The organism is Micromonospora sp. NPDC049497, from assembly GCF_044465805.1.
Lineage (GTDB): Bacteria > Actinomycetota > Actinomycetes > Mycobacteriales > Micromonosporaceae > Micromonospora.
Genome location: NZ_JBITMC010000008.1, coordinates 112625 through 135007, shown reverse-complemented (window position 1 = coordinate 135007; position 22383 = coordinate 112625). Strand labels below are relative to the sequence as shown.

At 73.4% G+C, this 22383-nt stretch carries 22 protein-coding genes; 7 read left to right on the top strand and 15 right to left on the bottom strand.

Features of this window, described 5'->3' with window-relative positions:
- Positions 1-12 precede the first annotated feature (12 nt).
- Genes ACIBR0_RS14220 through ACIBR0_RS14210 form a run of 3 tightly spaced genes read left to right on the top strand, consistent with a single transcriptional unit; the run spans position 13 to position 3228 of the window.
- Complete coding sequence (locus ACIBR0_RS14220; protein WP_396715577.1) at positions 13-678, top strand: TetR/AcrR family transcriptional regulator; 666 nt, start codon at positions 13-15, stop codon at positions 676-678.
- 49 nt (positions 679-727) lie between these two features.
- Entirely contained in the window at positions 728-2146 is a 1419-nt protein-coding gene (locus ACIBR0_RS14215) for an aldehyde dehydrogenase family protein (protein ID WP_396715575.1), read from the top strand.
- Positions 2143-3228 (top strand): zinc-binding dehydrogenase, encoded by a 1086-nt coding sequence (locus tag ACIBR0_RS14210; RefSeq protein ID WP_396715573.1) that lies wholly within the window; start codon positions 2143-2145, stop codon positions 3226-3228. Before ACIBR0_RS14215 ends, ACIBR0_RS14210 begins: the two co-directional genes overlap by 4 nt.
- Here the strand turns inward: ACIBR0_RS14210 and ACIBR0_RS14205 are convergent.
- The 9 genes from ACIBR0_RS14205 to ACIBR0_RS14165 all read right to left on the bottom strand — a co-directional run bounded on the left by ACIBR0_RS14205 (position 3225) and on the right by ACIBR0_RS14165 (position 12953).
- Positions 3225-5966: a LuxR C-terminal-related transcriptional regulator gene (locus ACIBR0_RS14205; protein ID WP_396715571.1), complete on the bottom strand. Its 2742-nt coding sequence runs from the start codon at positions 5964-5966 to the stop codon at positions 3225-3227. The genes ACIBR0_RS14210 and ACIBR0_RS14205 overlap by 4 nt on opposite strands.
- Positions 5967-6012: 46 nt before the next feature.
- Positions 6013-6624: a TetR/AcrR family transcriptional regulator gene (locus tag ACIBR0_RS14200; protein ID WP_396715784.1), complete on the bottom strand. Its 612-nt coding sequence runs from the start codon at positions 6622-6624 to the stop codon at positions 6013-6015.
- Between the two features lie 14 nt (positions 6625-6638).
- Positions 6639-6905 (bottom strand): SDR family NAD(P)-dependent oxidoreductase, encoded by a 267-nt coding sequence (locus ACIBR0_RS14195; protein WP_396715569.1) that lies wholly within the window; start codon positions 6903-6905, stop codon positions 6639-6641.
- An 89-nt stretch (positions 6906-6994) separates the two neighbouring features.
- Positions 6995-8281, bottom strand: a complete 1287-nt coding sequence (locus ACIBR0_RS14190) for an ABC transporter substrate-binding protein (protein WP_396715567.1) — start codon at positions 8279-8281, stop codon at positions 6995-6997.
- A gap of 69 nt (positions 8282-8350) precedes the next feature.
- Entirely contained in the window at positions 8351-9463 is a 1113-nt protein-coding gene (locus ACIBR0_RS14185; RefSeq protein WP_396715565.1) for a branched-chain amino acid ABC transporter permease, read from the bottom strand.
- On the bottom strand, positions 9460-10338 hold the full coding sequence (locus ACIBR0_RS14180) for a branched-chain amino acid ABC transporter permease (protein ID WP_396715563.1): 879 nt from the start codon (positions 10336-10338) through the stop codon (positions 9460-9462). The genes ACIBR0_RS14185 and ACIBR0_RS14180 overlap by 4 nt, the downstream gene beginning before the upstream one ends.
- A 20-nt stretch (positions 10339-10358) precedes the next feature.
- The gene (locus tag ACIBR0_RS14175) at positions 10359-11081 is read right to left on the bottom strand and encodes an ABC transporter ATP-binding protein (protein ID WP_396715561.1); all 723 of its coding nucleotides are present in this window, start codon (positions 11079-11081) and stop codon (positions 10359-10361) included.
- Positions 11078-11863, bottom strand: coding sequence for an ABC transporter ATP-binding protein (locus ACIBR0_RS14170; protein ID WP_396715559.1), 786 nt, complete (start codon positions 11861-11863; stop codon positions 11078-11080). Before ACIBR0_RS14170 ends, ACIBR0_RS14175 begins: the two co-directional genes overlap by 4 nt.
- A 196-nt stretch (positions 11864-12059) precedes the next feature.
- Positions 12060-12953, bottom strand: a complete 894-nt coding sequence (locus ACIBR0_RS14165; protein ID WP_396715557.1) for an alpha/beta hydrolase family protein — start codon at positions 12951-12953, stop codon at positions 12060-12062.
- Between the two features lie 135 nt (positions 12954-13088).
- On the opposite strand from ACIBR0_RS14165, the gene ACIBR0_RS14160 reads away from it, so the two are divergent.
- Positions 13089-13430, top strand: a complete 342-nt coding sequence (locus ACIBR0_RS14160) for a nucleotide pyrophosphohydrolase (RefSeq protein ID WP_396715555.1) — start codon at positions 13089-13091, stop codon at positions 13428-13430.
- Positions 13431-13432: 2 nt separating this feature from the next.
- On the opposite strand, the gene ACIBR0_RS14155 is transcribed toward ACIBR0_RS14160, so the two are convergent.
- Together ACIBR0_RS14155 and ACIBR0_RS14150 are read right to left on the bottom strand one after the other, a co-directional pair.
- Positions 13433-14212: an SIR2 family NAD-dependent protein deacylase gene (locus ACIBR0_RS14155; RefSeq protein ID WP_396715553.1), complete on the bottom strand. Its 780-nt coding sequence runs from the start codon at positions 14210-14212 to the stop codon at positions 13433-13435.
- A gap of 42 nt (positions 14213-14254) precedes the next feature.
- On the bottom strand, positions 14255-15166 hold the full coding sequence (locus ACIBR0_RS14150) for an NAD-dependent epimerase/dehydratase family protein (RefSeq protein ID WP_396715551.1): 912 nt from the start codon (positions 15164-15166) through the stop codon (positions 14255-14257).
- A gap of 94 nt (positions 15167-15260) precedes the next feature.
- Between ACIBR0_RS14150 and ACIBR0_RS14145 the strand changes: the two genes are divergently transcribed.
- Positions 15261-16079, top strand: coding sequence for an endonuclease/exonuclease/phosphatase family protein (locus tag ACIBR0_RS14145; RefSeq protein ID WP_396715549.1), 819 nt, complete (start codon positions 15261-15263; stop codon positions 16077-16079).
- A 16-nt stretch (positions 16080-16095) separates the two neighbouring features.
- Here the strand turns inward: ACIBR0_RS14145 and ACIBR0_RS14140 are convergent, their stop codons facing one another.
- Both ACIBR0_RS14140 and ACIBR0_RS14135 read right to left on the bottom strand, forming a co-directional pair.
- The gene (locus ACIBR0_RS14140; protein WP_396715547.1) at positions 16096-16497 is read right to left on the bottom strand and encodes a hypothetical protein; all 402 of its coding nucleotides are present in this window, start codon (positions 16495-16497) and stop codon (positions 16096-16098) included.
- A gap of 264 nt (positions 16498-16761) precedes the next feature.
- Positions 16762-17526, bottom strand: coding sequence for an SDR family oxidoreductase (locus tag ACIBR0_RS14135; RefSeq protein ID WP_396715545.1), 765 nt, complete (start codon positions 17524-17526; stop codon positions 16762-16764).
- A 99-nt stretch (positions 17527-17625) separates the two neighbouring features.
- On the opposite strand from ACIBR0_RS14135, the gene ACIBR0_RS14130 reads away from it, so the two are divergent.
- Positions 17626-18480: a helix-turn-helix transcriptional regulator gene (locus ACIBR0_RS14130; protein ID WP_396715543.1), complete on the top strand. Its 855-nt coding sequence runs from the start codon at positions 17626-17628 to the stop codon at positions 18478-18480.
- Between the two features lie 43 nt (positions 18481-18523).
- Here the strand turns inward: ACIBR0_RS14130 and ACIBR0_RS14125 are convergent, their stop codons facing one another.
- The gene (locus tag ACIBR0_RS14125) at positions 18524-18805 is read right to left on the bottom strand and encodes an SCO0607 family lipoprotein (RefSeq protein ID WP_396715541.1); all 282 of its coding nucleotides are present in this window, start codon (positions 18803-18805) and stop codon (positions 18524-18526) included.
- 43 nt (positions 18806-18848) lie between these two features.
- The gene (locus ACIBR0_RS14120; protein WP_396715539.1) at positions 18849-20183 is read right to left on the bottom strand and encodes a metallophosphoesterase; all 1335 of its coding nucleotides are present in this window, start codon (positions 20181-20183) and stop codon (positions 18849-18851) included.
- A gap of 200 nt (positions 20184-20383) precedes the next feature.
- Here ACIBR0_RS14120 and ACIBR0_RS14115 point away from each other — a divergent pair, with 200 nt between their 5' ends.
- Complete coding sequence (locus ACIBR0_RS14115) at positions 20384-22375, top strand: acyl-CoA dehydrogenase (RefSeq protein ID WP_396715537.1); 1992 nt, start codon at positions 20384-20386, stop codon at positions 22373-22375.
- Positions 22376-22383 lie beyond the last annotated feature (8 nt).

Below are 22383 nucleotides of genomic sequence, written 5' to 3'. Positions count from 1 at the left end.
GAGGAGGACGCGATGCCCCGACCGCGGCAGGCGCTGCTCAGCCGGCAGCGGATCGTCGAGGCCGCCGCCGCGCTCATCGACGCCGAGGGACTGGAGGGCTTCTCCACCCGGCGGCTCGCCGCCGAGTTGGGCGTACGCGGGCCGTCGCTGTACAACCACTTCGCCACCAAGGACGAGATCCTCGACGCGGTCGCCGACAGCGTCACCGCCCGGGTGGACGTGTCGTTCTTCGGCCACGTCGACTGGCGGGAGGCGCTGCGCCGGTGGGGGTACTCCTACCGCGCGGCACTGGCCGCACACCCGCACATCGTGCCGTACCTGGCCCGGGGCCCCGGGCGCCGGCCGGCGGCGCTGGCCATGGCCGACGCGGTCTACGGAGGACTGGTCGAGGCCGGCTGGCCACCGGCCCGCGCCACCCACATCGGCGCGCTCATGCGGTACTTCGTGGCCGGTTCCGCGCTGGGCTCGTTCGCCCGCGGCTTCGTCGAGGACCCCGGGCTCTACGCCGAGCAGTACCCGCACCTCACCCAGGCCCACCGGCTCGCCGAGCACCAGCACCAGGTGGACGAGGGCGCGTTCGCGCTCGGCCTCGACGCGCTCATCGACGGGCTCTCCCGCACCTACGAGCAGCACGTCGGGCCGCTGCCGCCCCTCCCGCCCGCCGCGCCCGCGTACTAGGGTCCAAACTTGCACTGCTAGTTTCGGGCGACCGACGTGAGGGGCGCGGATGGATCTCGCACGGACCGACCTCTACCTCGACGGCCGGTGGGTCACCGCGTCCGACGGGGCGACACTGCCGGTGCACAATCCGGCGACCGAGGAGGTCGTCGCGACCGTACCGGCCGGCACCGCCGCCGACGTCGACCGGGCGGTGGCCGCCGCGCGGGCCGCCTTCGCCGGCTGGGCCGCGACAGCGCCCGCCGACCGCGCCGCGCACCTGGACCGGCTGCACGCCGCGCTCACCGCCCGGGCCGACGAGATCGGCCGCACCATCGCCCTGGAGCTGGGCACCCCGCTGAAGCTGGCCACCCGGGTCCAGGCGGGCCTGCCGCTGACCGTGCTGCGCGGCTACGTGGACCTGGCCGCCCGGCCGCCCGCCGAGGAGACCGTCGGCAACTCGCTGGTGGTCCGGGAGCCCGTCGGCGTGGTCGGCGCGATCACCCCCTGGAACTACCCTCTGCAACAGGTCATGGCGAAGCTCGCCCCGGCGCTCGCCGCCGGGTGCACCGTGGTGCTCAAGCCGAGCGAGTTGACCCCGCTGGCGTCGTACCTGCTGTTCGACGCCATCGCAGAGGCCGGGTTCCCGCCGGGGGTGGTCAACCTGGTCACCGGCACCGGTCCGGTGGTCGGCGAGGCCATCGCCGCGCACCCCGACGTGGACATGGTCTCCTTCACCGGGTCCACCGCGACCGGCCGCCGCATCTCGCACCTGGCCGCGGACCGGATCGCCCGGGTCGCACTCGAACTCGGCGGCAAGTCCGCCAACGTGGTCCTCGACGACGCCGACCTCGTCGCCGCGGTCAAGGTCGGCGTCGGCAACGCCTTCCTCAACTCGGGACAGACCTGCACCGCGTGGACCCGGATGCTGGTGCACCGGTCCCGCTACGACGAGGCACTGACGCTGGCGGCCAAGGCCGCGCAGGCGTACCGGCTCGGTGACCCGTTCGACCCGGACACCCGGATGGGTCCGCTGGTCTCGGCCGCCCAGCGGGAGCGGGTCCTCGGGCACGTCACCCGGGGGTTGGCCGACGGCGGCCGGCTGGCGGCCGGCGGACCCGACGCACCGGTGCCCGACCGCGGCTGGTTCGTCGCGCCCACCGTGATCGCCGACGTCGACCCGGACAGCGCCCTGGCCCAGGAGGAGGTGTTCGGTCCGGTGCTCGCGGTGATCCCGGTCGACGACGACGACCACGCCGTGGCGGTCGCCAACAACTCCCGGTACGGGCTGGCCGGCGCCGTCTGGTCGGCCGACGAGGAGCGGGCGCTGCGGGTGGCCCGGCGGATGCGGACCGGCGCGGTGGACGTCAACGGCGCCCCGTTCAACCCGCTCGCACCGTTCGGCGGCTACAAGCAGTCCGGCTTCGGCCGGGAGCTGGGCCGGTACGGGCTGGACGAGTTCCTCCAGACCAAGGCCATCCAGCGATGAGGGCGCTGCTCGCACGGGGTGTCGGCGCCCCGCTCGGCGTGGAGGAGGTCGAACTGCCCGCCCCCGGTCCCGGCGAGGTCCGCGTCGACATCCGGGCCGCCGGGGTCTGCCACTCCGACCTGTCCATGGTCAACGGCACCCTCGCCGCGCCGTACCCGCTGGCGCTCGGCCACGAGGCGGCCGGCGTCGTCGTCGAGGTCGGCGCGGACGTGACCCGGGTGGCTCCCGGAGCGCACGTGGTGCTGAACTGGGCGCCGCCGTGCCGGAGCTGCTGGTTCTGCGGGCACGGCGAGCCGTGGCTCTGCGCACGCCTCGGCTCACCCGCCGCCGCGCGGGGCCGCACGGCGGCCGGTGAACCGCTGCACGTCACGCTCGGCCTCGGCGCCCTCGCCGAGCAGGTGGTCGTGGGCGAGGAGGCCGTGATCGGAGTCCCCACCGAGCTGCCCTTCGAGGCGGCGGCGCTGCTCGGCTGTGCCGTGCTCACCGGGGTCGGCGCGGTCCGGCGTACCGCGCGGGTCGCCCCGGGCGAGTCGGTCGCGGTGATCGGCCTGGGCGGGGTGGGGTTGTCCGTGGTCGGTGCCGCCCGCGCGGCCGGCGCCGGACGGGTGCTGGCCGTCGACGTGTCACCGGCGAAGGCGGAGCTGGCCCTCGCGGTCGGCGCCACCGACTTCCTGGTGGCCGACGACACGATCAGCCGAGCCGTACGGGAGCGGACCGACGGCCGGGGCGTGGACCACGCGTTCGAGTGCGTGGGGCGGGGCAGCACCATCCGTACCGCGTGGCGGGCCGCCCGGCGCGGTGGCCAGGTGACCGTGGTGGGCATGGGTGCCAAGGACGACGTCGTCCCGCTCAGCGCGCTGGAGATCTTCCACTCGGCCCGCACGCTGCGCTCGTCGGTCTACGGGTCCTCCGACCCGGACCGCGACCTGCCGGAGCTGGCCCACGCGGTCCTCGACGGCAGCCTCGACCTCGCCCCGCTGATCACCGATCGCACCACCCTGGACGGTGCGGCGGCGGCGTTCGCGCGGATGGCCCGGGGCGAGGGCGCCCGCACCGTCGTCGTGCCCCGAGACACCGCCTAGTTCAGCGCCCGGACGAGTTCGGTCCGGGACCGGATGCCGAGCCGGTGGAAGATGTTGCGCAGGTGATGGTCGACCGTCCGCGTGGACAGGAACATGCGGGCGGCGACCTCTCGATTGGTGGCTCCCTCGGCGACCAGTTGGGCGATCCGCAGCTGCTGGCCGGTCAGCAGCCGCACCGCGGCCGGGTCGGCCACACCGACGGACTCGCCGGCCGCCCGCAGCTCCGCGGTGGCCTGGTCCGCCCACGCGGTCGCGCCGAGCAGGGTGAACGCCTCCCAGGCGTCGTGCAGGTGCTCCCGGGCGTCGCGGGGACGCCGGGCCCGGCGCAGCTCCCGGCCGTACAGCAGCGCGGTGCGCGCCCGCTCGAAGGTGCCCGCGTCCAGCGGGTGCAGGCGGAGCGCGGTCCGGAACCGCTCCTCGGCCTCGGTACTGCCCCGCCGGGCGAGCAGGGCGTGGCACCGGGCGGACAGGGCGCGCCGCGACGGGCTCGCCGTGCTGCTGGCCCAGCGGTCGAAGACGGCGAGCGCGGCGGTCGCCGCCGGCCGGTGCGGCAGGTGGGCGGCGGCCTCCACCAGGTACGGGGTGGCCATCACCTGGACCAGGACCTGCCCCCGGCCGGTGCCGGGCCGGGCCAGCGCGGCCAGCCGGGTGGCCGCCGCCTCGTGCCGGCCGTCGGTGAGGTCGAGCACCGCGAGCGCCCACTGGGCCAGCGCCCGGGGCCGGCTGTGCGGCGCCGGCCCCTCGCCGATCTCGCGGAGCCGGCGCAGGCACGCCTCCCGGTCCGCGCGGACGGCGGCCAGCACCGCGAGCATGCCCAGGTGTACGCCGGCCGTGCCGACCTGGCCGGTGGCCCGCGCCACCCGTAGCCCCTCGCGGGAGCTCTCCCCCGCCGCCTCGTGCCGGCCCAGCCAGTACTCGGCCATCGCCCGCAACTCCAGGGCGCGGGGCAGCGCGGACAGCTCACCGCGGGCGCGGGCGACGTCGACGGCGCGGTCGGCCAGCCGGTGCGCCGCGCCCTCCACGGCCACCAGCAGACCGGCGGCCGCCGCCCAGGTCAGCGCGGCGGGCGTCAGCGCGGGTCCGGTGAGCTGCCCGCCGAGCACGACGGCCCGGCGCAGCGCCGGCCCGGCCTGCTCGTGGTCACCGCGCAGGATCGCGGCCACCCCGGTCAGGTAGGCGCTGGTCAGTTCGGTCTCCGGCGGGTCACCCGGACGGGACAGGCCCCGCGCCCGGCCGGCGAGGTCGGCGTACCGGTACTGCTCGCCGGAGAAGCCGACCGCCCCACCGGCGCGGGCCAGGGCGGCCAGCGCCAGCGCCGGGTCCGTACCGGCGAGGCCGTCCGCCGCGTCGAGCAGCGCGGGGACGGCGGCCCGTGCCGGACCGCACCGAAGGGCGATCTCCCCGTGCAGCAGAGCGGCCCGCGCGGCGGCGGGCGGTGCGGCCGGTACGCCGCGCAGGCGGCCCAGGAGGTGTCGGGCCCGCTGCGGGGAGCCGGCGTGCCAGGCGTACGAGGCGGCGGTCAGCAGGCGGTCGGCGGCGCGGGCCGGATCGCCGGTCAGGTCGGCAGCCCGCTCCAGGGCGGCCGACGCACGGGTGCCACCGACGTCGCCGGTGACCGCCGCCTGTTCGAGTTCGGCGGCCAGCTCGGGGTCGGGGCCGGTGGCGGCAGCCGCGCGGTGGGTGGCCCGACGCAGGCGCTGGGCCGGCTCGTCCAGGGCATTCGCCAGCAGCAGGTGCGCCGCTCGTCGTTCGGCCAGCGGCGCGGCGGCGGCGACCACGACCGGGACCACCGGCTGCGGAAAGGTGATCCGGTGCGCCTCGACCCGGACGAGACCGGCCACCTCGGCGGGCGTGAGCGCGGCGATCGTCGTTCCGGCCGCCCGGACCAGGGTGTCCGGGTCCCCGTCGGGGTCGAGCGCGGCGAGCAGCAGCACCCGGCGGGTGTCGGTGGGCAACTGGTCGAGCCGGGCCCGGTAGGCGCGGCCCAGCGCGCCGTCGGCGGGCGGCGCGACGGGAAGCGGCTCGTCGCCCCGGCACTGCTCGGGGTTGAGCACGCCGGCGAGGTCGACCAGCGCCTGGGGGTTGCCGCCCGCGGCGGCGGTGAGCGCCGCGGCCACCGGCGTGGGCGGCGGTTCGGGCAGCAGGTCGGCCAGCAGGTCGGCTCCGGCCCGTTCGTCCAGCGGTCGCAACCGGTGGTGCGGCACCCCGTCCGGCGGGGCGGTCGCCGCGGTGAGCAGGACGGCGACCGGCAGCCGGCGCAGCCGTCGAGCGACGAACGCCAGCGTCTCCGCGGTCGGCCGGTCACCCCGGTCGACGTCGTCCATCGTGCAGAGCAGCGGGCGGTCCCGCGCGACGGTCGCGAGCAGGCGCAGCACGGCCAGGCTGAGCGCCAGGCGACGCTCGGCGGGGCAGCCGGCACCGCGTACCGTCCGGCGCAGCAGTCGCGCCTGCGGGCCGGGCAGCGTACCGATCCGGTCGAGCACCGGGTCCAGGAGGCGCTGCAGCCCGGCGTACGGCAGGTCCGCCTCCTGGGCCAGACCGGTCCCGGCCAGCACGGTGCACCCGTGGGCGTGCCGCTGGGCGTGCGCGACCAGCGCGCTGCGGCCGGATCCCGGCTCGCCGTGGAAGACCAGGGCGCCCCCGCCGTCGGGCAGACCGGCGAGCAGCCGGTGGATCGCGTGGCACTCGTCGTCCCGGCCCCGCAGCACGGTTAATTGCACTTGTGATGCATCAACCATGCATCCAGTTTCACCTATCGGTAACCCGTTGGAAAGAGTTACCGGGTCAGTGGTCGGCGATCTCGGCCAGCAGCGCGCCCACCGTACGGGCCATCACCGCCCGCGCCGCGTCCACGCCCAGCCCCAGGCCGTCGCGCAGCATCGACCACGCCGGCCACATGCTGGCCGCGACGATCGCGTCGACCAACTGCCCCCGGCCCGGCCCGGCCAGCGCCAACTCGGCGGCGAAGAGTTCCTCGATCTCGTCCCGGACCCGTTCGATGTGCTTGAGCCGGTTGCGGCGCAACTGCCCGGAGACCGGCTCGCGCATCTGCGCGGCCCGCGCCGACGGCGCGATGAGCTGGAGCAGCCGGGCCCGCTGCCGGCAGTACGCGTCGACCCGCCGGGCCAGCGGCAGCGCGGGCGAGATCGGCCGGTACGCGGCGTCCTGCTGGCGGAGCACCTCCGCGCCGCTGGCCTCGAAGAGGGTCTCCATGTCCTTGAAGTTGGTCCAGAGCGTCCGCAGCGACACACCGGCCCGCTCGGCGATCCGCTCGCCGGTCGGCCGGAGGTCCCCCTCGGAGATGAGGGCGAGGTGCGCCTCGACGATCGCCGCCCGGGTGCGCTCGGCGCGGGCGGTCCGCCCGTCGACCCGTTCCGGTACCTCGGCCCGGCCCATCCGCCCCTGCCCCCTCACCGCCGCCACGGCGTCTCCTGCGGCACGGGCGAGTCTAGACGCGGGCCGACGGGTGCCGCCTCCGCGACGGGCGGCGGCGCCCCGGTCGCCGCGGCGCTCATCCGGTGGCCCGTCCGGTCGTCCAGTGCGTCCGGGTGCCGGGCGGTGAGGCCGACCCGGGCGCCCTCGGCGACGAGAAGCTGCGCGATGGCCAGCCCGATCCCGCGACTGGCTCCGGTGACGAGGGCGACGCGGACGGCGAGACGACCTGAATTTGCATTCACAGTGCAAATAGTAGGAGGTTCACCGCTGCCGGTCAACGCCCGGCCCGGTCGACGGCGACGATGCCGCGACCGGGCCGGGCGGTGGCGGGTCAGGACGCGGTCGGTACGCCGTTGGCCGGCGGCGGGGCCGTCGTCGCGGTGTACTCGCGCACCGCCCCGTCCCCCTCGTCGGTCTCGTACGCCGGCCCGAAGTAGCTCTGCACTCCCCCGGTGACCCGGGTCAGCCGCTGCCCACCGTATCCGGAGTGGTCGGTGGCGGAGTAGCGCAGCGGCGCCAGACCGGGCCCCTGGTAGCCACCCCTGCGGACCGCCTCGACCACCGACTCGCGGGTGAGGTCCTTGCCTGCGGCGAGCAGCACCTGCACGAAGAGGTACCCGACGGCCATGCCGTAGACGGTGTTGCCGTCGAACGGCGCGTCCCCGTTGTACTCCTTGTTGACTCTCGTGAAGAGCTGGATCCACGGGTCGGTCGTGGCGTTCTGCATCGGCAGGTAGTTGGCGCCGATCAGGCCCTCGAGCAGCGGGGCGGCCTGGCCGAGCTGCTTGGCGAGGGTCGGGTGGTCGGCGCCCACGTTGGACACCACCCACTGCGGCCGGAAACCGAGGCGGGCGGCGGTGCCGATGGACAGCGCGGTGAAGCCGGGAACGGTGGCGAGCACGACCACCTGGCATCCGCCCGCTTTGAACGCACCGATCTGCGGCGCGACGTTGGTGTTGCTGGTGACGTACGTCTGCTTGACCGCGACCCCGCCGGCACCCAGCACCTTCTCCACTCCGGCCAGGCTGTCGCGCCCGAAGTCGTCGTCCTGGCCGAGGAAGCAGACCTTGCGCCCGGGAAGGGCCGTCTTGACGTGGTTGGCGAGGATCTTGCCCTCCACCGTGTAGTCCGGGTTGAAGCCGAACGTCGAGGGATACTTCTCGGGCTGGTCCCAGGTGCGGCTGCCGGAGGCGACGAAGAGGTCCGGCACCCGGTTGCTCTTGAGGAAGTCCAGCACGCCCGAGTGCGTCGGCGTACCGAGCCCGTTGAGGATCGCGAACACCTTGTCCTGGAGCACGAGCTGGCGGACGACCTGCTGGGTGGTCGCCGGGTTGTACCCGTCGTCCATGATCTTGTACGTGATCTTCCGGCCGTGCACGCCCCCGTTGGCGTTGACGAAGTCGAAGTACGCCTTCGTCGCGGGGGCGATCTTCGAGTAGCCGGCCGACGCCGGCCCGGTGAGCGGCATGTGGGTGCCGACCACGATCTCGGTGTCGGTGACGCCGGGCACCGACCCGCGTCCGGAGCCGCCGTCGCCGTCGCCGCCGCAGCCGGCGGCGCTGACGAGCAGGGCGATGGTGGTGGCGATCGCGAGACCGCCTCGTGCCGTACGGTGCATGGAACACCGGCCTTTCGTCGTGCGGACGTGGTGGGGGGTGGGACGCCCGACCGGAGCCGGACCAGGACCTCAGGACCGCCGGCCGGGCCGGCGGGCGAGCAGGGCGCGGCCGAGCCGGGACAGCAGTCCCTGCACGCCGCCGGGCGCGGCGATCATGACGACGACCAGGGTCACGCCGAAGATCGCCAACGGGAGGTTGCCCTCCAGCCGCTGCGCCGCCGCCGGCGAGAGAGTCAGCTGCTCGGTCACCGAGTGACTGAGGTCGGGCAGCGCGACCAGCAGCACGGCGCCCCACACCGCGCCGGCGAGCCGCCCCAGGCCGCCGATCACCACGGCCATGAGCAGGAACAGCGACAGGGTCAGGGAGAACGCGCCGGGCGACACGCTCTGCGCGAGCACCGCGAGCAGGGCGCCGCCGAGTCCGGCGGTGGCGGCGCTGACGACGAAGGCCAGCACCTGCGTACGCGCGACGTGGATGCCGGCCAGGCGAGCCGCCACCTCGTCGTCGCGGACCGCCCGGAAGGTGCGGCCGTACCGGCTGCGGACCAGGTTGGCCAGCAGCAGCAGGACGAGCAGGGTGACGGCGGCGGCGATCCAGAACTGCCACCGCTCGTACGGGAAGTACGGGCCGAGGCCCAACGGCGGTGGCTCGACCGACACCGACAGGCCCTGCTCACCGTTGAAGACGCCGTCGAACGTGACGGTCAGCGCCGGCACCACGACCGCCACGGCCAGGGTCACCCCGGCCAGGTACGGCCCGCGCAGCCGGGCCGCCGCGACGCCGACCACGGCGCCGACGCAGACGGTGACCGCGACGGCGGCGGCGAGGGAGACCGGCAGCAGCCAGCCACCGGTGACGCCCCGGTCGGCGAACGCGGTCTGGCTCAGGGCGAGGGTGTACGCGCCGGTGGCCATCAGCGCCCCGTGCCCGAGCGACAGTTGGCCGTTGAGGCCGGTCAGGACGGTCAGCCCGGCGGTGGCGCACAGGTACGCCGCCACGGTGGCGAGCTGGAAGTTGCGGAACGGCTCGACGGCGTAGCTCAGCCCGAGCAGCAGCAGCCCGGCGACCAGGACCACGGCGAGGTGCCGCAGCAGGGTGCTGCCGCGACGCGCCGGGATCTCGTCCCGGGCCTGCCCGGTCGCCCGCTGGCGGGGCGGCACGGCCGCCCGGGTGGCGCTCACACCCGCCTCGCGGTGACCGTGGCGAACAGCCCACCCGGACGGACCAGCAGCACCGCCAGGAGCAGGACGAGCACCGCGAGCGGAGTGAGATTGCTGCCGGCGTAGCCGCTGACGTACGACAGCAGCAGGCCGACGGCCAACCCGCCGACCACCGCCCCTGGTGGACTGTCGAGCCCACCGACGACGGCCGCGGTGAACGCCGAGACGAAGACCAGGTCCATCGCGTGCGGGTGCAGGCCCAGCTCGGTCGGGATGACCAGCATCGCCGCCAGCGCGCCGACCCCGGAGGCGAGCGCCCAGCCGAGGGTGAGCATGCCGCCCACGTTCACCCCGAGCAGCCGGGACACCTCGGGGGCGAACGCGGCCGCCCGCATCCGCAGGCCCACGGGGGTGCGGGCGAAGACCCAGGCGAGCGCGGCCACCACCACCCCGACCGCGCCGAAGACGAACAGGTCGTACGGCGACAGCAGGGCGAGGCCGCCCACGGTGAGCGCGCCTCGGGAGAAGGGCGCGCCCGCGGGCCGGAACTCGCTGCCGTAGACCATGCCCAGGACGGCCTGGATCAGCAGCACCAGCCCGAGGGCGACGATCACCGGGTTGAGCGGCGAGGTGTGGTCGACGTACCGCATCACCGCCCGGTCCACGACCGCGCCGAACAGCAGGCCGGCGGCGAGCGCGGCCAGGAAACCCAGCCAGTACGAGCCGGTCGCGGCCGAGACGCCGTAGGCGACGTACGCGGCGGCGACCGCCATCGCGCCCTGGGCGAAGTTGACGACCCGCGCGGCCCGCCAGATCAGCACCAGGGCCAGCGCGAACGCGGCGTAGACCGCTCCCCGGGACAGGCCGTCCAGGGTGAGGAAGACGAAGCGGTCCACAGTTCTCCTCCGGGGGGTGGTCAGAAGCCGAGGTAGGCGTGGCGCAGGTCGACGTCGTCGTTCAGGGCGGCGGCCGGTGCGGTGGTGACCACCCGGCCGAGGGACATCACCACGCCCTGGTCGGCGACGGAGAGCGCGCTGCGGACGTTCTGCTCGACCAGCAGGACGGTCAGCCCGGTGCTGTCGCGCAGCTGTCGCAGCAGGGCCATGGTCCGGGCGACGACCCGGGGCGCGAGGCCGAGCGACGGCTCGTCGAGCAGCAGCAGGCGGGGCCGGCCGACCAGCGCGCGGCCGAGCGCGAGCATCTGCCGCTCACCGCCGGAGAGCTGGTGCCCGAGGTGCCGGCGGCGTCGGGCCAGGGGCTCGAAGAGCTGGTAGACCTCGTCGAGGGCCCGGCCGGCGTCGGCCCGGTCGCGGCGCCAGAGCCCGCCGAGGCGCAGGTTCTCGTCCACGGTCAGCTCGCCGATGACGCCGCGCCCCTCCGGCACGTGGGCCATGCCGCGGTGGACCAGCTGCTCCACCGGCGTACCGCGCAGGTCCTCACCGGCGAGCAGGATCCGGCCGGCGGACGGGCGCAGCATGCCGGACAGGGTGCGCAGCAGGGTGGTCTTGCCGGCGCCGTTGGCGCCGACCACGGCTGCGATGGTGCCGGCCGGGACGGTGAGGTCGACGGCGTGCAGCACCGGGGCGGCGCCGTAGCCGGCCACCAGGCCACGCGCCACCAGCAGACCGTCGTCGGTCATGTGGTTGCCTCGTCGACGGCGGCGCCGAGGTAGGCGTCGGCGACGGCCGGATCGTCGCGGACCTCGTCGGGGGCGCCGGCGGCGATCACCTTGCCGAAGTCGAGCACGACGAGGTCGTCGCACACGTCCATGACCAGGTCCATGTGGTGCTCGACGAGCAGCACCGCGCAGGGGTCGCTCTCGCGGCGGGGCAGCTGCCGGATCAGCTCCGCCAGCTCGGTGATGTCCTCGGCGCCGAGGCCACCGGCCGGCTCGTCGAGCAGGAGCAGCCGGGGTCGGGCGGCGAGCGCGCGGGCGAGCGCGACCCGCTGGCGTACGGCGAAGGGGAGCGTGCCCGGCGCGGCGGCGGCGTGCTCGGCGATGCCCAGGCCGGCGAGGACGTCGAGGGCGTGCCGGCGCAGCCGGTCCTCGTCGCGGTCGCTGCGGGGCAGCCCGAGCAGCGCCGGCAGGAAGCCGGTCCGCGCGGTGTGCGTGGCGCCGGCCATCACGTTCTCCAGGACGGTCAGCCCGGCGAAGAGGCCGGCGCCCTGGAGGGTGCGGGCGATGCCGAGACGGGTGAGCCGGTGCGGTCGCGGTCGCAGCGGCCGGCCGTCCAGCGTGAGCGACCCCGACCCCGGGCGGACGAAGCCGCAGATGACGTTGAACAGGGTGGTCTTGCCGGCCCCGTTGGGGCCGATCACCCCCACCACCCGGCCGGGGGGCACCCGCAGGGAGACGTCGTCGAGGGCGGTGAGACCTCCGAAACGCACTCCGACGTGGTGCAGCGCGAGCCCGTCGTCCATCACCCATCCCTCGCTCGTGGCGGGAGTTATTTACACTCGCAGTGTACGTTTCTGGGATGCCGCGTCAAGACCTTCGATCTTCGGAATGGCTGCTCCCCACGGATTCCCCCGATGTCGGCGCAAGCCCAGGTCTTTGCACGCGGACCGCAAGGTGTGGCGGGGCGGTCGCGTCCGGCGACCGCCCCGCCGTCCCCGGTCAGGCGCTCGGGCAGGTGTTGCGGTACTCCTCGATCGCCAGCCCCGTCGGGCCCGGGCAGAGGAACTGCTCGTAGCGGGTGTCGTCGTCCACGAAGCGCTTGAGCCAGGCCACCATCTGCCGGGCGGTGGGCGTGTTCGTCGACTGCGGGAAGAAGTGACTGGCCCCGTTGAGTTCGAGGTACGCCTTCTCCGCCGACGCGGGGATGCTGGCGTAGAACGGCTCGGAGTGCGACGAGACCGGGGCGATGCTGTCGGACTCGCCGCCGATGATGAGCGTCGGCACCTGGAGCTCGGACCAGGTCTTGTCCAGGTTCCACGGCGCCAGCGGCACGGCGGCCTGCAGCGACGGGCGGTCGGAGGCGGCCTCCAGGCTGCCGCCGCCGCCCATCGAGTGGCCCGCCACGGCCAGACGGGTGGCGTCGATCCGGCCCCGCACCGAGCTGCGCTGCGTCAGGTAGTCGAGGGCGGCGAGCAGTTGCTGGCCCCGGCTGGCCGGCTGGTCGTACCGGCTGTTGGTCTCGATCCCGATCACCACGAAGCCGTGCGAGGCGATCCGGGGGCCGAGCCAGCTGATGCTGGACCACGAGGCGGTGTAGCCGGGAGAGATCGCGATGGCGCCGAAGGTGCCCTCGCTGGTGGTGGTCGGGTAGTAGATGACGCCGCCGCCGAAGCCGGTGACGCTCCACGACGAGACGGACAGCGACGAGGTGGCGAAGGGGCCACGGCTCGCCTCCAGCAGCGCGACGGTCGGGGCGGGGCCCCGCTCGTACGGGTTGGCTGCCAGGGCCGGACCGGCCGGAGCGGCGAGGACGGCCACGGCGGCGAGGGCGGCGGCGACCGCCAGCCGGGCGATGCGGGCGGTACGGGGACGGGTGGTGGTTGGTGATGACACGTCGGGCACTCCCTGGTGGTCGGGACATATCGACGTGGGTCAGTGTTGGACGGGCCCCCCGACCGCCGCATCGGCGAAATCACCAGTTCCCGCGGGTTCCGCTGCCCGGCCCGCACGTCTGGCACACTGCCTGGCGTGACGACGGACCACCTCACCGCCGCCGTGCGGGCCTTCGCCGAGGAGCGGGACTGGCAGCAGTTCCACACACCGAAGAACCTCGCGATGGCCCTCGCCGGGGAGGTGGGTGAGCTGCTGGCCGAGTTCCAGTGGCTCACGCCCGAGGAGGCGGGTCGGGTCATGGCGGCCCCGGACGCCGGCGCACGGGTACGGGCCGAGATCGGCGACGTCATGATCTACCTGACCCGCCTCGCCGACGTCCTCGGTATCGACCTGGTCGACGCGGCGCTGACCAAACTGGACGAGGCGGCCACGCGCTATCCGGTCGAGCAGGCGAAGGGGTCGGCGACCAAGCGCTGACGTCAGGCCCGGTCGTCGGCCTCCCACGCCGCCCGGACGAGGGCGGGGAGGACCTCGGTGGCCGGACCGCGCAGGTTGACGGCGGTCACCGCGTCCAACGGTGTCTCCTGCGGGTTGACCTGGATCACCGCGGCGCCGAACCGCGCCGCCACCTGCGGGATCTCGGCGGCGGGATACACCAGGCCGGAGGTGCCGACGGTCAGCAGCACGTCGCAGGACGAGGCGGCGTCGACGGCGGTGTCCAGCGCGTCCTCCGGCAGCGCCTCGCCGAACCAGACCACCCCCGGCCGGATCGGAGCGGAGCAGTGCCCGCAGGACGGCGGGGTCACACGGCGGCCGTCCGTCGGCTCCTCCCCCAGCCCGTCCGCCGCCCATGCCGGACGGGCGCACGCCGAACACCGCGGCGCGAACAGGCTGCCGTGCAGATGGACCGGATCCACCGACCCGGCCCGCTCGTGCAGGTCGTCCACGTTCTGCGTGACGACGACGGCGTGCGGCACGCGGGCCTCGATCGCGGCGACGGCCACGTGTCCGGCGTTCGGTCGCGCCCGCGCGACGGCGGTTCGCCGCCACTCGTACCAGCCCCACACGAGGGCGGGGTCGTCGTGGAACGCCTGCGGCGTGGCGAGAGCCTGGGCGTCGAACTGCTGCCACAGCCCGGTGAGGGCGTCGCGGAACGTCGGCACACCACTCTCGGCCGACATTCCGGCCCCGGTGAAGATCACGGCCCGCAGGGCCCGCCGAAGCAGGTCCGCGGCCTCCCGTACGCCCTGGTCCGTCATCTGTCGTGGTCCTTCCCGTCGCGGGCCGCGGTACATCTCGAGTCAACGACCCGTGGGGTCCACGTGGTCCCGCCAGGAGTGCCGAGGCTCGTAGCCCAGCACGCGTCGCGCCTTGTCGATGCTGAGCAGCGTCTCGTGCTCGCCGAGCTCCTTCCGGACCTCGACGCCCGGGTAGACCTCGGCCATGAGACTGGCACTGGACCTGCTCATGACGGTGTCGGCATTGGCGATGATGAAGACGTCCGCGCCGGGCCGGTCGTGGGCAAGTGCCCGCTCGACCGCCCGGGCCCCGTCTCGGGCGTCGATGTAGCCCCACAGGTTCCATCGCCGCAGGAGAGGATCGGCGTCGAAGGACGGGAACCCGGCGTAGTCCTCGACGTCCATGACGTTGGAGAACCGCAGGCCCACCATGACCAGCTCGGGGTCCCACCGGCAGAAGTGCCGTGCCATCTCCTCCTCGAGCGCCTTGTTCAGCGAGTACGTCGACTCGGGACGCGGCGGGTACTCCTCGTCGACCGGCGCGTACGGCGGCGGAGTGTCGAACGGCAACCCGAGAACCGTCTCGCTCGACGCCCACACCACCCGCCTGATCCCCGCGGTGCGCGCCGCCGCGAAGACGTTGTACGTCGCGGCGGAGTTGTTCGCGAAGGTGGTCGCGTTGGGCAGCAGCCCGGGGGCGGGAACCGCCGCCAGGTGCACCACCGCCTGGACCCCGCCCGCGTGCTCGTCGGCGCCCCCGGTGAAGGCCTCCACCACCTGCCCGAAGTCGGTGAGGTCGACGAGAAGGAACTCGCCGTGGACGTCGCGGGGATCACCTCCGGGGGCGCGGTCCACGGCCAGCACGTCGACACCCATGTTGCGCAGGTGCGCGACCACGGCGCGACCGAGTTTCCCGGCGGCCCCGGTGACGACGACACGGTCGGGCGGTGCGGACGCGAGAACAGGATCGGTCATGGCGACATCCTTGCCCGTCGCGCGTCGCGCTGCACGGGATGACCTGCCCCGGACGCGATACGCTTCGCGCACCCCCACCCCGAGGCGGTGCGTCGTGGAGTCTCGGTACCGCGGTCTCCGGCGAGTGGTCGCCGTCCTGCTCCTGACCGTCGCCGTCGCGGTGCCGGCGGGGTCGACGACGGCGGGCACGGCCGGGTCGACGTCGCTGCGGGTGCTCCAGATGAACCTGTGCAACAGCGGCCGGGCCGGCTGCTACACGGGCCGGTCGGTGGCCGGGGCCGTCGAGGTGATCCGCGCCGAGGAACCGGACGTGGTCACCCTGAACGAGATCTGCCGGGACGACGTCCAGCCCCTCAGGCGAGCGCTGGCCGACGTCCGCGTCGGCGGCACCGTCGTGTCGGCCTTCCAGGCCGCCGGGGACCGCCCGAGCGGCGACGCGACGCGGTGTCGCAACGGCCAGCCGTACGGCATCGGACTGCTGGTGTTCACACCACGCGGCGGGCATGTGGTGCATGCCGGCATCCATCCGACGCAGGACCTCGCGGACCCGGAGGAACGGGCCTGGCTCTGCGTCTCCGCGACCGTCGTGCATGCCTGCACCACCCACCTGGCGGCCTTCAGCACGACCGCGGCCCTCGGCCAGTGCCGCCACCTGTTCGACACCGTTCTCCCGGCCGTGCGGTCGACCGATCCCCGCCGGCCTCTCGTGCTGGGCGGCGACCTCAACCTCCGGCAGGGCGGCACACCCGACGTGCGGTCCTGCGTACCGCCGGACCACCCGCGTGCCGACGACGGCGCCGTGCAGCAGATCACCGCCACGACCGACCTCACCGTCCAGTCGAGCAGGTCGATCGACATGGGCGGGACGACCGATCACCCGAGCGTCCTGGTCACCCTGACGTCCGCCCTCTGACCGGACGCGCAGGGGATCAGCTGGCGCGGTTGAGGTCCCGCCGACCGGGCCGGACCCGCCCGCTCTCCGCGGGACGCCGACGACCGTCCGCGGCCAGCATCCGTCCGGCGGCCTCCAGCCCGGTCAGCGCGGCACTGTAGGCGGTGACCTCCCGCTGGAAGTGCTCCACCTTGGCGTACCAGAACTTCAGCTCGGGGTTCATCGCTTTGGCGTTGATGTAGTTGACGATGTCGGCCTCGGGCGTGATGCCCTGCCGCGCGTAGCAGCGGTCGAACCGGGCCTTGGTCCGCTCGTACTTCTCGGTCATGGCGGTCAGGCTGGCCTCGGCCTCCAGCAGCCGGTCGCGCAGGTAGAGCACGTACCGGCCGGGAACCGTGGGCTCGGCGGGCACCGGACGGGGCGCGGGGTACACGGGCATCGTGCTCACCCGGCCCGACGTACGGCGCCGCCGGCGGTCGGGCCGCTGACGCCACCCGTTTGTCGACGATCGGATCCACCGTGGAACATTGTGATCGACCTCCCTTCATCCGCCTGATCAGCCCGTGTGGGCGCCGGTAGCGGCGCGGCGTCGGGCCTCCCCTGCCGGTCGGGCCGATCCGCCCGTGTGACCAGGGACGTAGTGACGTCCTTCTACCCCGCAAGGCGTTCTGGTATGCCGTCAGCAGGAACTTCGCCCTCGGGGCTACTGTCCGTGCGGGTCGGCCCCGTTGAGGGTCGCGACGACCTGGTCGTAGTCCCCGCGCGCCTCGCCGTAGCGGAGGAACTTCACGCGTGCGACCTGGACCTCCTTCGCGTCCGGTTGTGACTCGATCAGCCCGACGACCTCGGTCACGAACTCGTCCAGCGGCATCGCGAACTCGCTGTTCTCCTGCCCGGGCAGAAGCGACGTACGCACGGCCGGCGGCTCCAGTTCCACGACCTTCACGGTCGTGTCGGCCAGTTGCAGCCGGATCGACTCGCTGAGCATGTGGATCGCGGCCTTCGACGCGTTGTAGCTCGGGGTGACCTTGAGCGGTGCGAAGGCGAGGCCCGACGAGACGGTCATGATGGTGGCGTCCGGCTGCGCCCGCAGGTGTTCGACGAACGCGGCGATGAGGCGGATCGGGCCGAGCACGTTGGTCGTGATGATCGATTCGGCGGACGCGAGGAACGATGCGGGCTGGCGCCAGTCCTCGACGCGCATGATGCCGGCCATCGTGACCAGGACGTTGAGGTCCGGGTGTCTGTTCAACACCTCCTTGGCGGCCGCGTCGACGCTCGCGGGATCCGCCGTGTCGATCGTGACGGTGTCGATCTCGGGATGTTCCGCGGCGATCTGCTCGAGCAGGTCCACGCGCCGGCCGCCGACGATCACCCTGTTGCCTCTGTCCTTCAGCGCGAGCGCGAGGGCGAGGCCGATACCGGTGGTGGAGCCGGGGATGAAGATGGTGTTTCCGGAGATGTTCATGAACCAACCCTGGTCCGCCGTGCCGTTCGGGGGCAGAGACCGCTTGTCGGGGGATCGGCAATCCCTGGTTCGCGCCCGCCGCCGCCGGATACTCAGATCATGGACCGTGCAGCACTGGCCGATTTCCTGCGCCGCCGCCGGGAGTCCCTGCAGCCCGGGGACGTCGGGCTGGTGGCGGGCGCGCGCCGGCGCGCGCCGGGCCTGCGACGGGAGGAGGTGGCCGCCCTCGCCGCCATGTCGACCGACTACTACACCCGCCTCGAACAGCAGCGCGGCCCGCAGCCGAGCCCGCAGATGCTCGCGTCGCTCGCGCGGGCGCTGCGGCTCACGAGCGACGAACGCGACTACCTGTTCCGGGTTGCGGGGCACAACGCCCCGGCCACCGTGTCCACCACGACACACGTCGCCCCGGCGCTGCTGCGCGTGCTGGACCGGCTCGACGACACCCCGGCCCTGGTCCTGTCCAACCTCGGCGAGACACTCGTGCAGAACCGGATGGCCGACGCCCTGTTCGGCGACAGATCGGGCCACACGGGGCTCGCCCGCAGCGAGATCTACCGGTGGTTCACCGATCCCGCGGAGCGGCTGCGCTACCCCGAGCCGGACCGCGACCGGCAGAGCCGCGCCCAGGTCGCCAACCTGCGTGCCGCGTACGGGTCGATGGGCCCGCAGTCGCGTGCGGGCGAGATCGTACGGGCGCTGCAGAAGGCGAGCCCGGACTTCGCCGAGCTGTGGGACCGCCACGAGGTCGCCCAGCGCTTCGCGGACCACAAGACGCTCATCCATCCCGAGCTCGGCCCGATCGAGCTCGACTGCCAGGCGCTGTTCACCGAGGACCAGTCCCAGGCCCTGCTCGTGCTCACCGCGCCGCCGCGCAGCGAGGGCTACGAGAAGCTGAAACTGCTCGCCGTGCTGGGGCACGAGCGATTCCCGATCGACGCGCCGCCACGTTGAATCCTGCCTGGCGAACCGGCCGAGGCAGAGCGCCGATCCACGTTCATACGCCGAGCTCGCGACCGTTCTCGTCCAGCATGTGCTCGGCCCAGTACCGGTCCCACTCGTCGCCGACGTGCTGCGGAACCTTGCCCTCGGGGAACTGCACGAAGCCGGCGGGCGGCGCTTGTCCGTCCTCGACGCAGGTCCGGCCGGTAGTGCTCCGCACCGCTGCCACCGGGTACTCACCGGAGGAGCAGATCGACTCCCGGAATGCGCAGCCGGCGGCCAGGAAGATCCCCGCCACGCCCCCCACCGTCAGCACGGCCACCGTTCGTCTACCCATGATCTGTTGCCCTCCCTCGTCGGTGCGGACAGTTTCGCAAGGGTCAGTGCAGGGGGATGGTGATCGGCTCGTGGGTCACCGTCCCGTCAGGTCGCCGGCGGGCGACGGGGACCGGCGTGGCTCCCGGCGATGTCGGCCCGTACGGGATCACGACCAGCCGGTCCGGCGTCACGTGCACGAGCAGGCAGTGCGGCACGGCGGCCCAGGACAGCGTGCCGGCCTCCGCGAGACCGACCGGTGTCCTCTCGTCCAGCTTCCCGCCCGCGCCGGACACCACGTACTGCAGCTCGTCGACCTGCCCGTGCTGGAAGTTGTGCTCGTGGCCGTGCAGCAGCAGCCGGACGCCGTGGCGCCGGTACAGCGGCACCAGCCGTTGCAGTTGTTCCGGCATGGACTCGTGGTTGGGTCCCGCGCAGTAGGCGGGGTGGTGCGAGAACGGCACCTGCCACACCGCGTTACTGCTGGCCAGGGTCCGCTCCAGCCACCCCCGCTGTCCGGGCTCGTCGAACCAGTGCAGGCCCCGCTCGGCTCCCCAGGTGGTGTCGACGCAGACCAACTCCAGCAGCGAGCCGACCCGCAGCCGGTAGAACAGGCCGGGGTCGATCGACGCCCGTCCGGCCTCCTCCCGCGGCCCGAACCGGCTGCGCAGGTAGAGGTTGTCCTCGAGCTGCTCCCGGTCGTCACTGGCCTCGGTGTCCGAGCTGTCGTGGTTGCCGGCGGTCGGGTAGAAGGGGAGGTGGTCGAACAGGTACCGGTACGGTTGGAAGAAGGTGAGCCACCAGTCCTCGTCGAAGGCGCCGGTGGCGTCCTGCGGGCCGCCCGGCCCGTGGTAGATCGAGTCGCCGAGGCCGACGACGAACCGGATGTCGAACGCGTCTGCCAACCGCTGCATCGTGCGGGCAACGGCGAGCTGCCGCATCCCGTCGGCACCGGAGGCGATGCCGACGCCGAAGTCGCCGACGGCCAGGAAGGTCACCGGGTCCGGCTCCGAGCCGGCGGCGTGGGTCCGCAGCCGCTGGTCGAGCGGCCGCCATGCGGCGCCCAGCGTCCCCGGCGCCCAGTCGAAGCGCTCCCCCGCGCCCCACGGCTCGCCGTCCACGAGCACTCGATACCGGTACGTCGTGGCGGGACGCAACCCCTTCACCCAAGCGTGGTTGGCCTCGTCGGTGACGGTCCTGCCGACGATCACCCCGTCGCCGTCGACCACCTCCACCACCGCCCGGCCACGCGGTTCGGACCGGGCGCCGAACGTCTCCCCGGTTCGCTCTGCCCGCCACCCGCCCGCGTGCTCCCCCAGGTGGAAGCCGCCCCAGGCGATGAGCGCGGCCTCGTCGGTGACGTCGACGAGCTGGACGTATGGCTCAAAGTGTGCACCCACCGTCGTGCGGTACCCCCGAAGGCGACCGAGGGAAACCCGGTATCGGCGAGTCCGGTGGCCGCGTACGCGCACCTCGGCGTTCACGTACCACCGTGGGTGGCCCGTCTCACCGCGGTCTTGCTAGCCCGGCCACCGCGGCGGACCGGTATCCTTGATCGCGTACAGACTGTACCCATATGTCCGCGAGCCGAGGAGGGACCATGCCCGATCACGCGTCCGGCCACATCGACCTTGCTCGCCTGCGGAACCTGCTTGACGGACCGTGGGCCGAGGTGCGCAACGCGCACCGGGATCACCTCGACGCACGCTTCCTTCCGGTTTACGGCGAGATAGGCGACCAGGCGCGGGAGCGGATCAGCCGGCTGCTCACCGAACTTCCCGTCGAGCTGGGGATCGCTTCGGCCTTCCCCACCGAGTACGGCGGCAGAGCCGATGTCGGAGCCTCGATCGTCGCCAGCGAGATGCTGGCGCAGGTCGACATGTCGCTGATGGTCAAGGCGGGCGTGCAGTGGGGCCTGTTCGGCGGCGCCGTCGGGGCCCTCGGCACCCGTCGGCACCACGACGCCTATCTGCGGGACATCATCTCCGGCAATATCTTCGGCTGCTTCGCGATGACCGAGACCGGCCACGGCTCCGACGTCCAGCAGCTGCGCACCACGTGCACGTACGACCCGCGGTCACAGACCTTCGACCTGCACACCCCGCACGAGGCGGCCCGCAAGGACTACATCGGCAACGCGGCACGGGACGGGCGGATGGCGGTGGTCTTCGCACAGCTGATCACCAATAGGCGGCGGCATGGCGTACACGCGTGGCTGGTCCCGATCCGCGACGCGCAGGGTAATCCGCTGCCCGGCGTGACCATCGGCGACGCGGGGCCCAAGGCCGGCCTGCTCGGCGTGGACAACGGACGGCTCAGCTTCGACCACGTGTCCGTGCCGCGGGACATGTTGCTGGATCGGTACGGTCAGGTCGCGGAGGACGGGACGTACGCCAGCCCGATCGAGAACGACTCCCGGCGCTTCTTCACCATGCTCGGCACCCTGGTCCGCGGCCGGGTGAGCGTGGGCGGCGCCGCGTCGGCGGCTACCAAGTCGGCGCTGACCATCGCGGTGCGCTACGGCGACATGCGCCGGCAGTTCGGGACACCCGACGCGGGCCGGGAGGTGCTGCTCAACGACTACCTGGCCCACCAGCGCAAGCTGCTGCCCGCCCTGGCCACCACGTACGCGTTGCACTTCGCACAGGCCGAACTGGTCGCCGCGCTCCATGAGGTGCAGGGAGGCGAGGGGCCGGTCGACGAGCACCGGCAACGGGAGCTGGAGTCCCGGGCCGCCGGTCTCAAGGCCGCACAGACCTGGCACGCGACACGCACCATCCAGATGTGCCGTGAGGCGTGCGGTGGTGCCGGCTACCTGGCCGAGAACCGATTGCCCAGTCTCAAGGCCGACACCGACGTCTTCACCACCTTCGAGGGCGACAACACGGTGCTGCTCCAACTGGTGGCCAAGGGACTGCTCACCGGGCATCGGGACGAGTTCGGCTCGCTGGACGGCTGGGGGCGCGCCTCCTTCGTCGCCGAACAGGTCAGGGAGATGGTGCTCGAGCGCACTGCCGCGCGGTCGCTCATCGAGCGGCTGATCAGCGCCGTGCCCGGCCGCGACGAGGAGGTCGCCGTCACCGACCGCGGTTGGCAGCTCAAAGTTTTCGAGGATCGCGAGAGGCATCTCCTCGACGGCGCGGTCCGACGCCTCCGCAACGGCGCAGCCACGAAGAAGGACCGTCCCTTCGACATCTTCAACGACGTCCAGGACCACGTCCTCGCCGTCGCCGCCGCGCACATCGACCGGGTCACCCTGGAGGCGTTCGTCGCCGGCATCGAGGACACCGCCGACCCGGCGGTCCGGGCGCTACTCTCGCGGGTCTGCGACCTGTACGCGCTCAGTGTCATCGAGGCCCACAGGGGATGGTTCCTGGAGCACGGTCGCCTCACGCCGGCCCGCTCGAAGGCGATCACCGGCGTGGTGAACGGCCTACTCAAGGAGCTCCGCCCGCACATGCGGACGCTTGTGGACGGTTTCGCCATCCCCGAGAAGTGGCTGCACTGCGCCATCCTGCACGAGGAACTCCGCCGGCAGGAGACGATGGCCGCCCATGACGCCGCAGGTGATCCGCAGGCAGTCCCGGCGTAGGCAGAGTG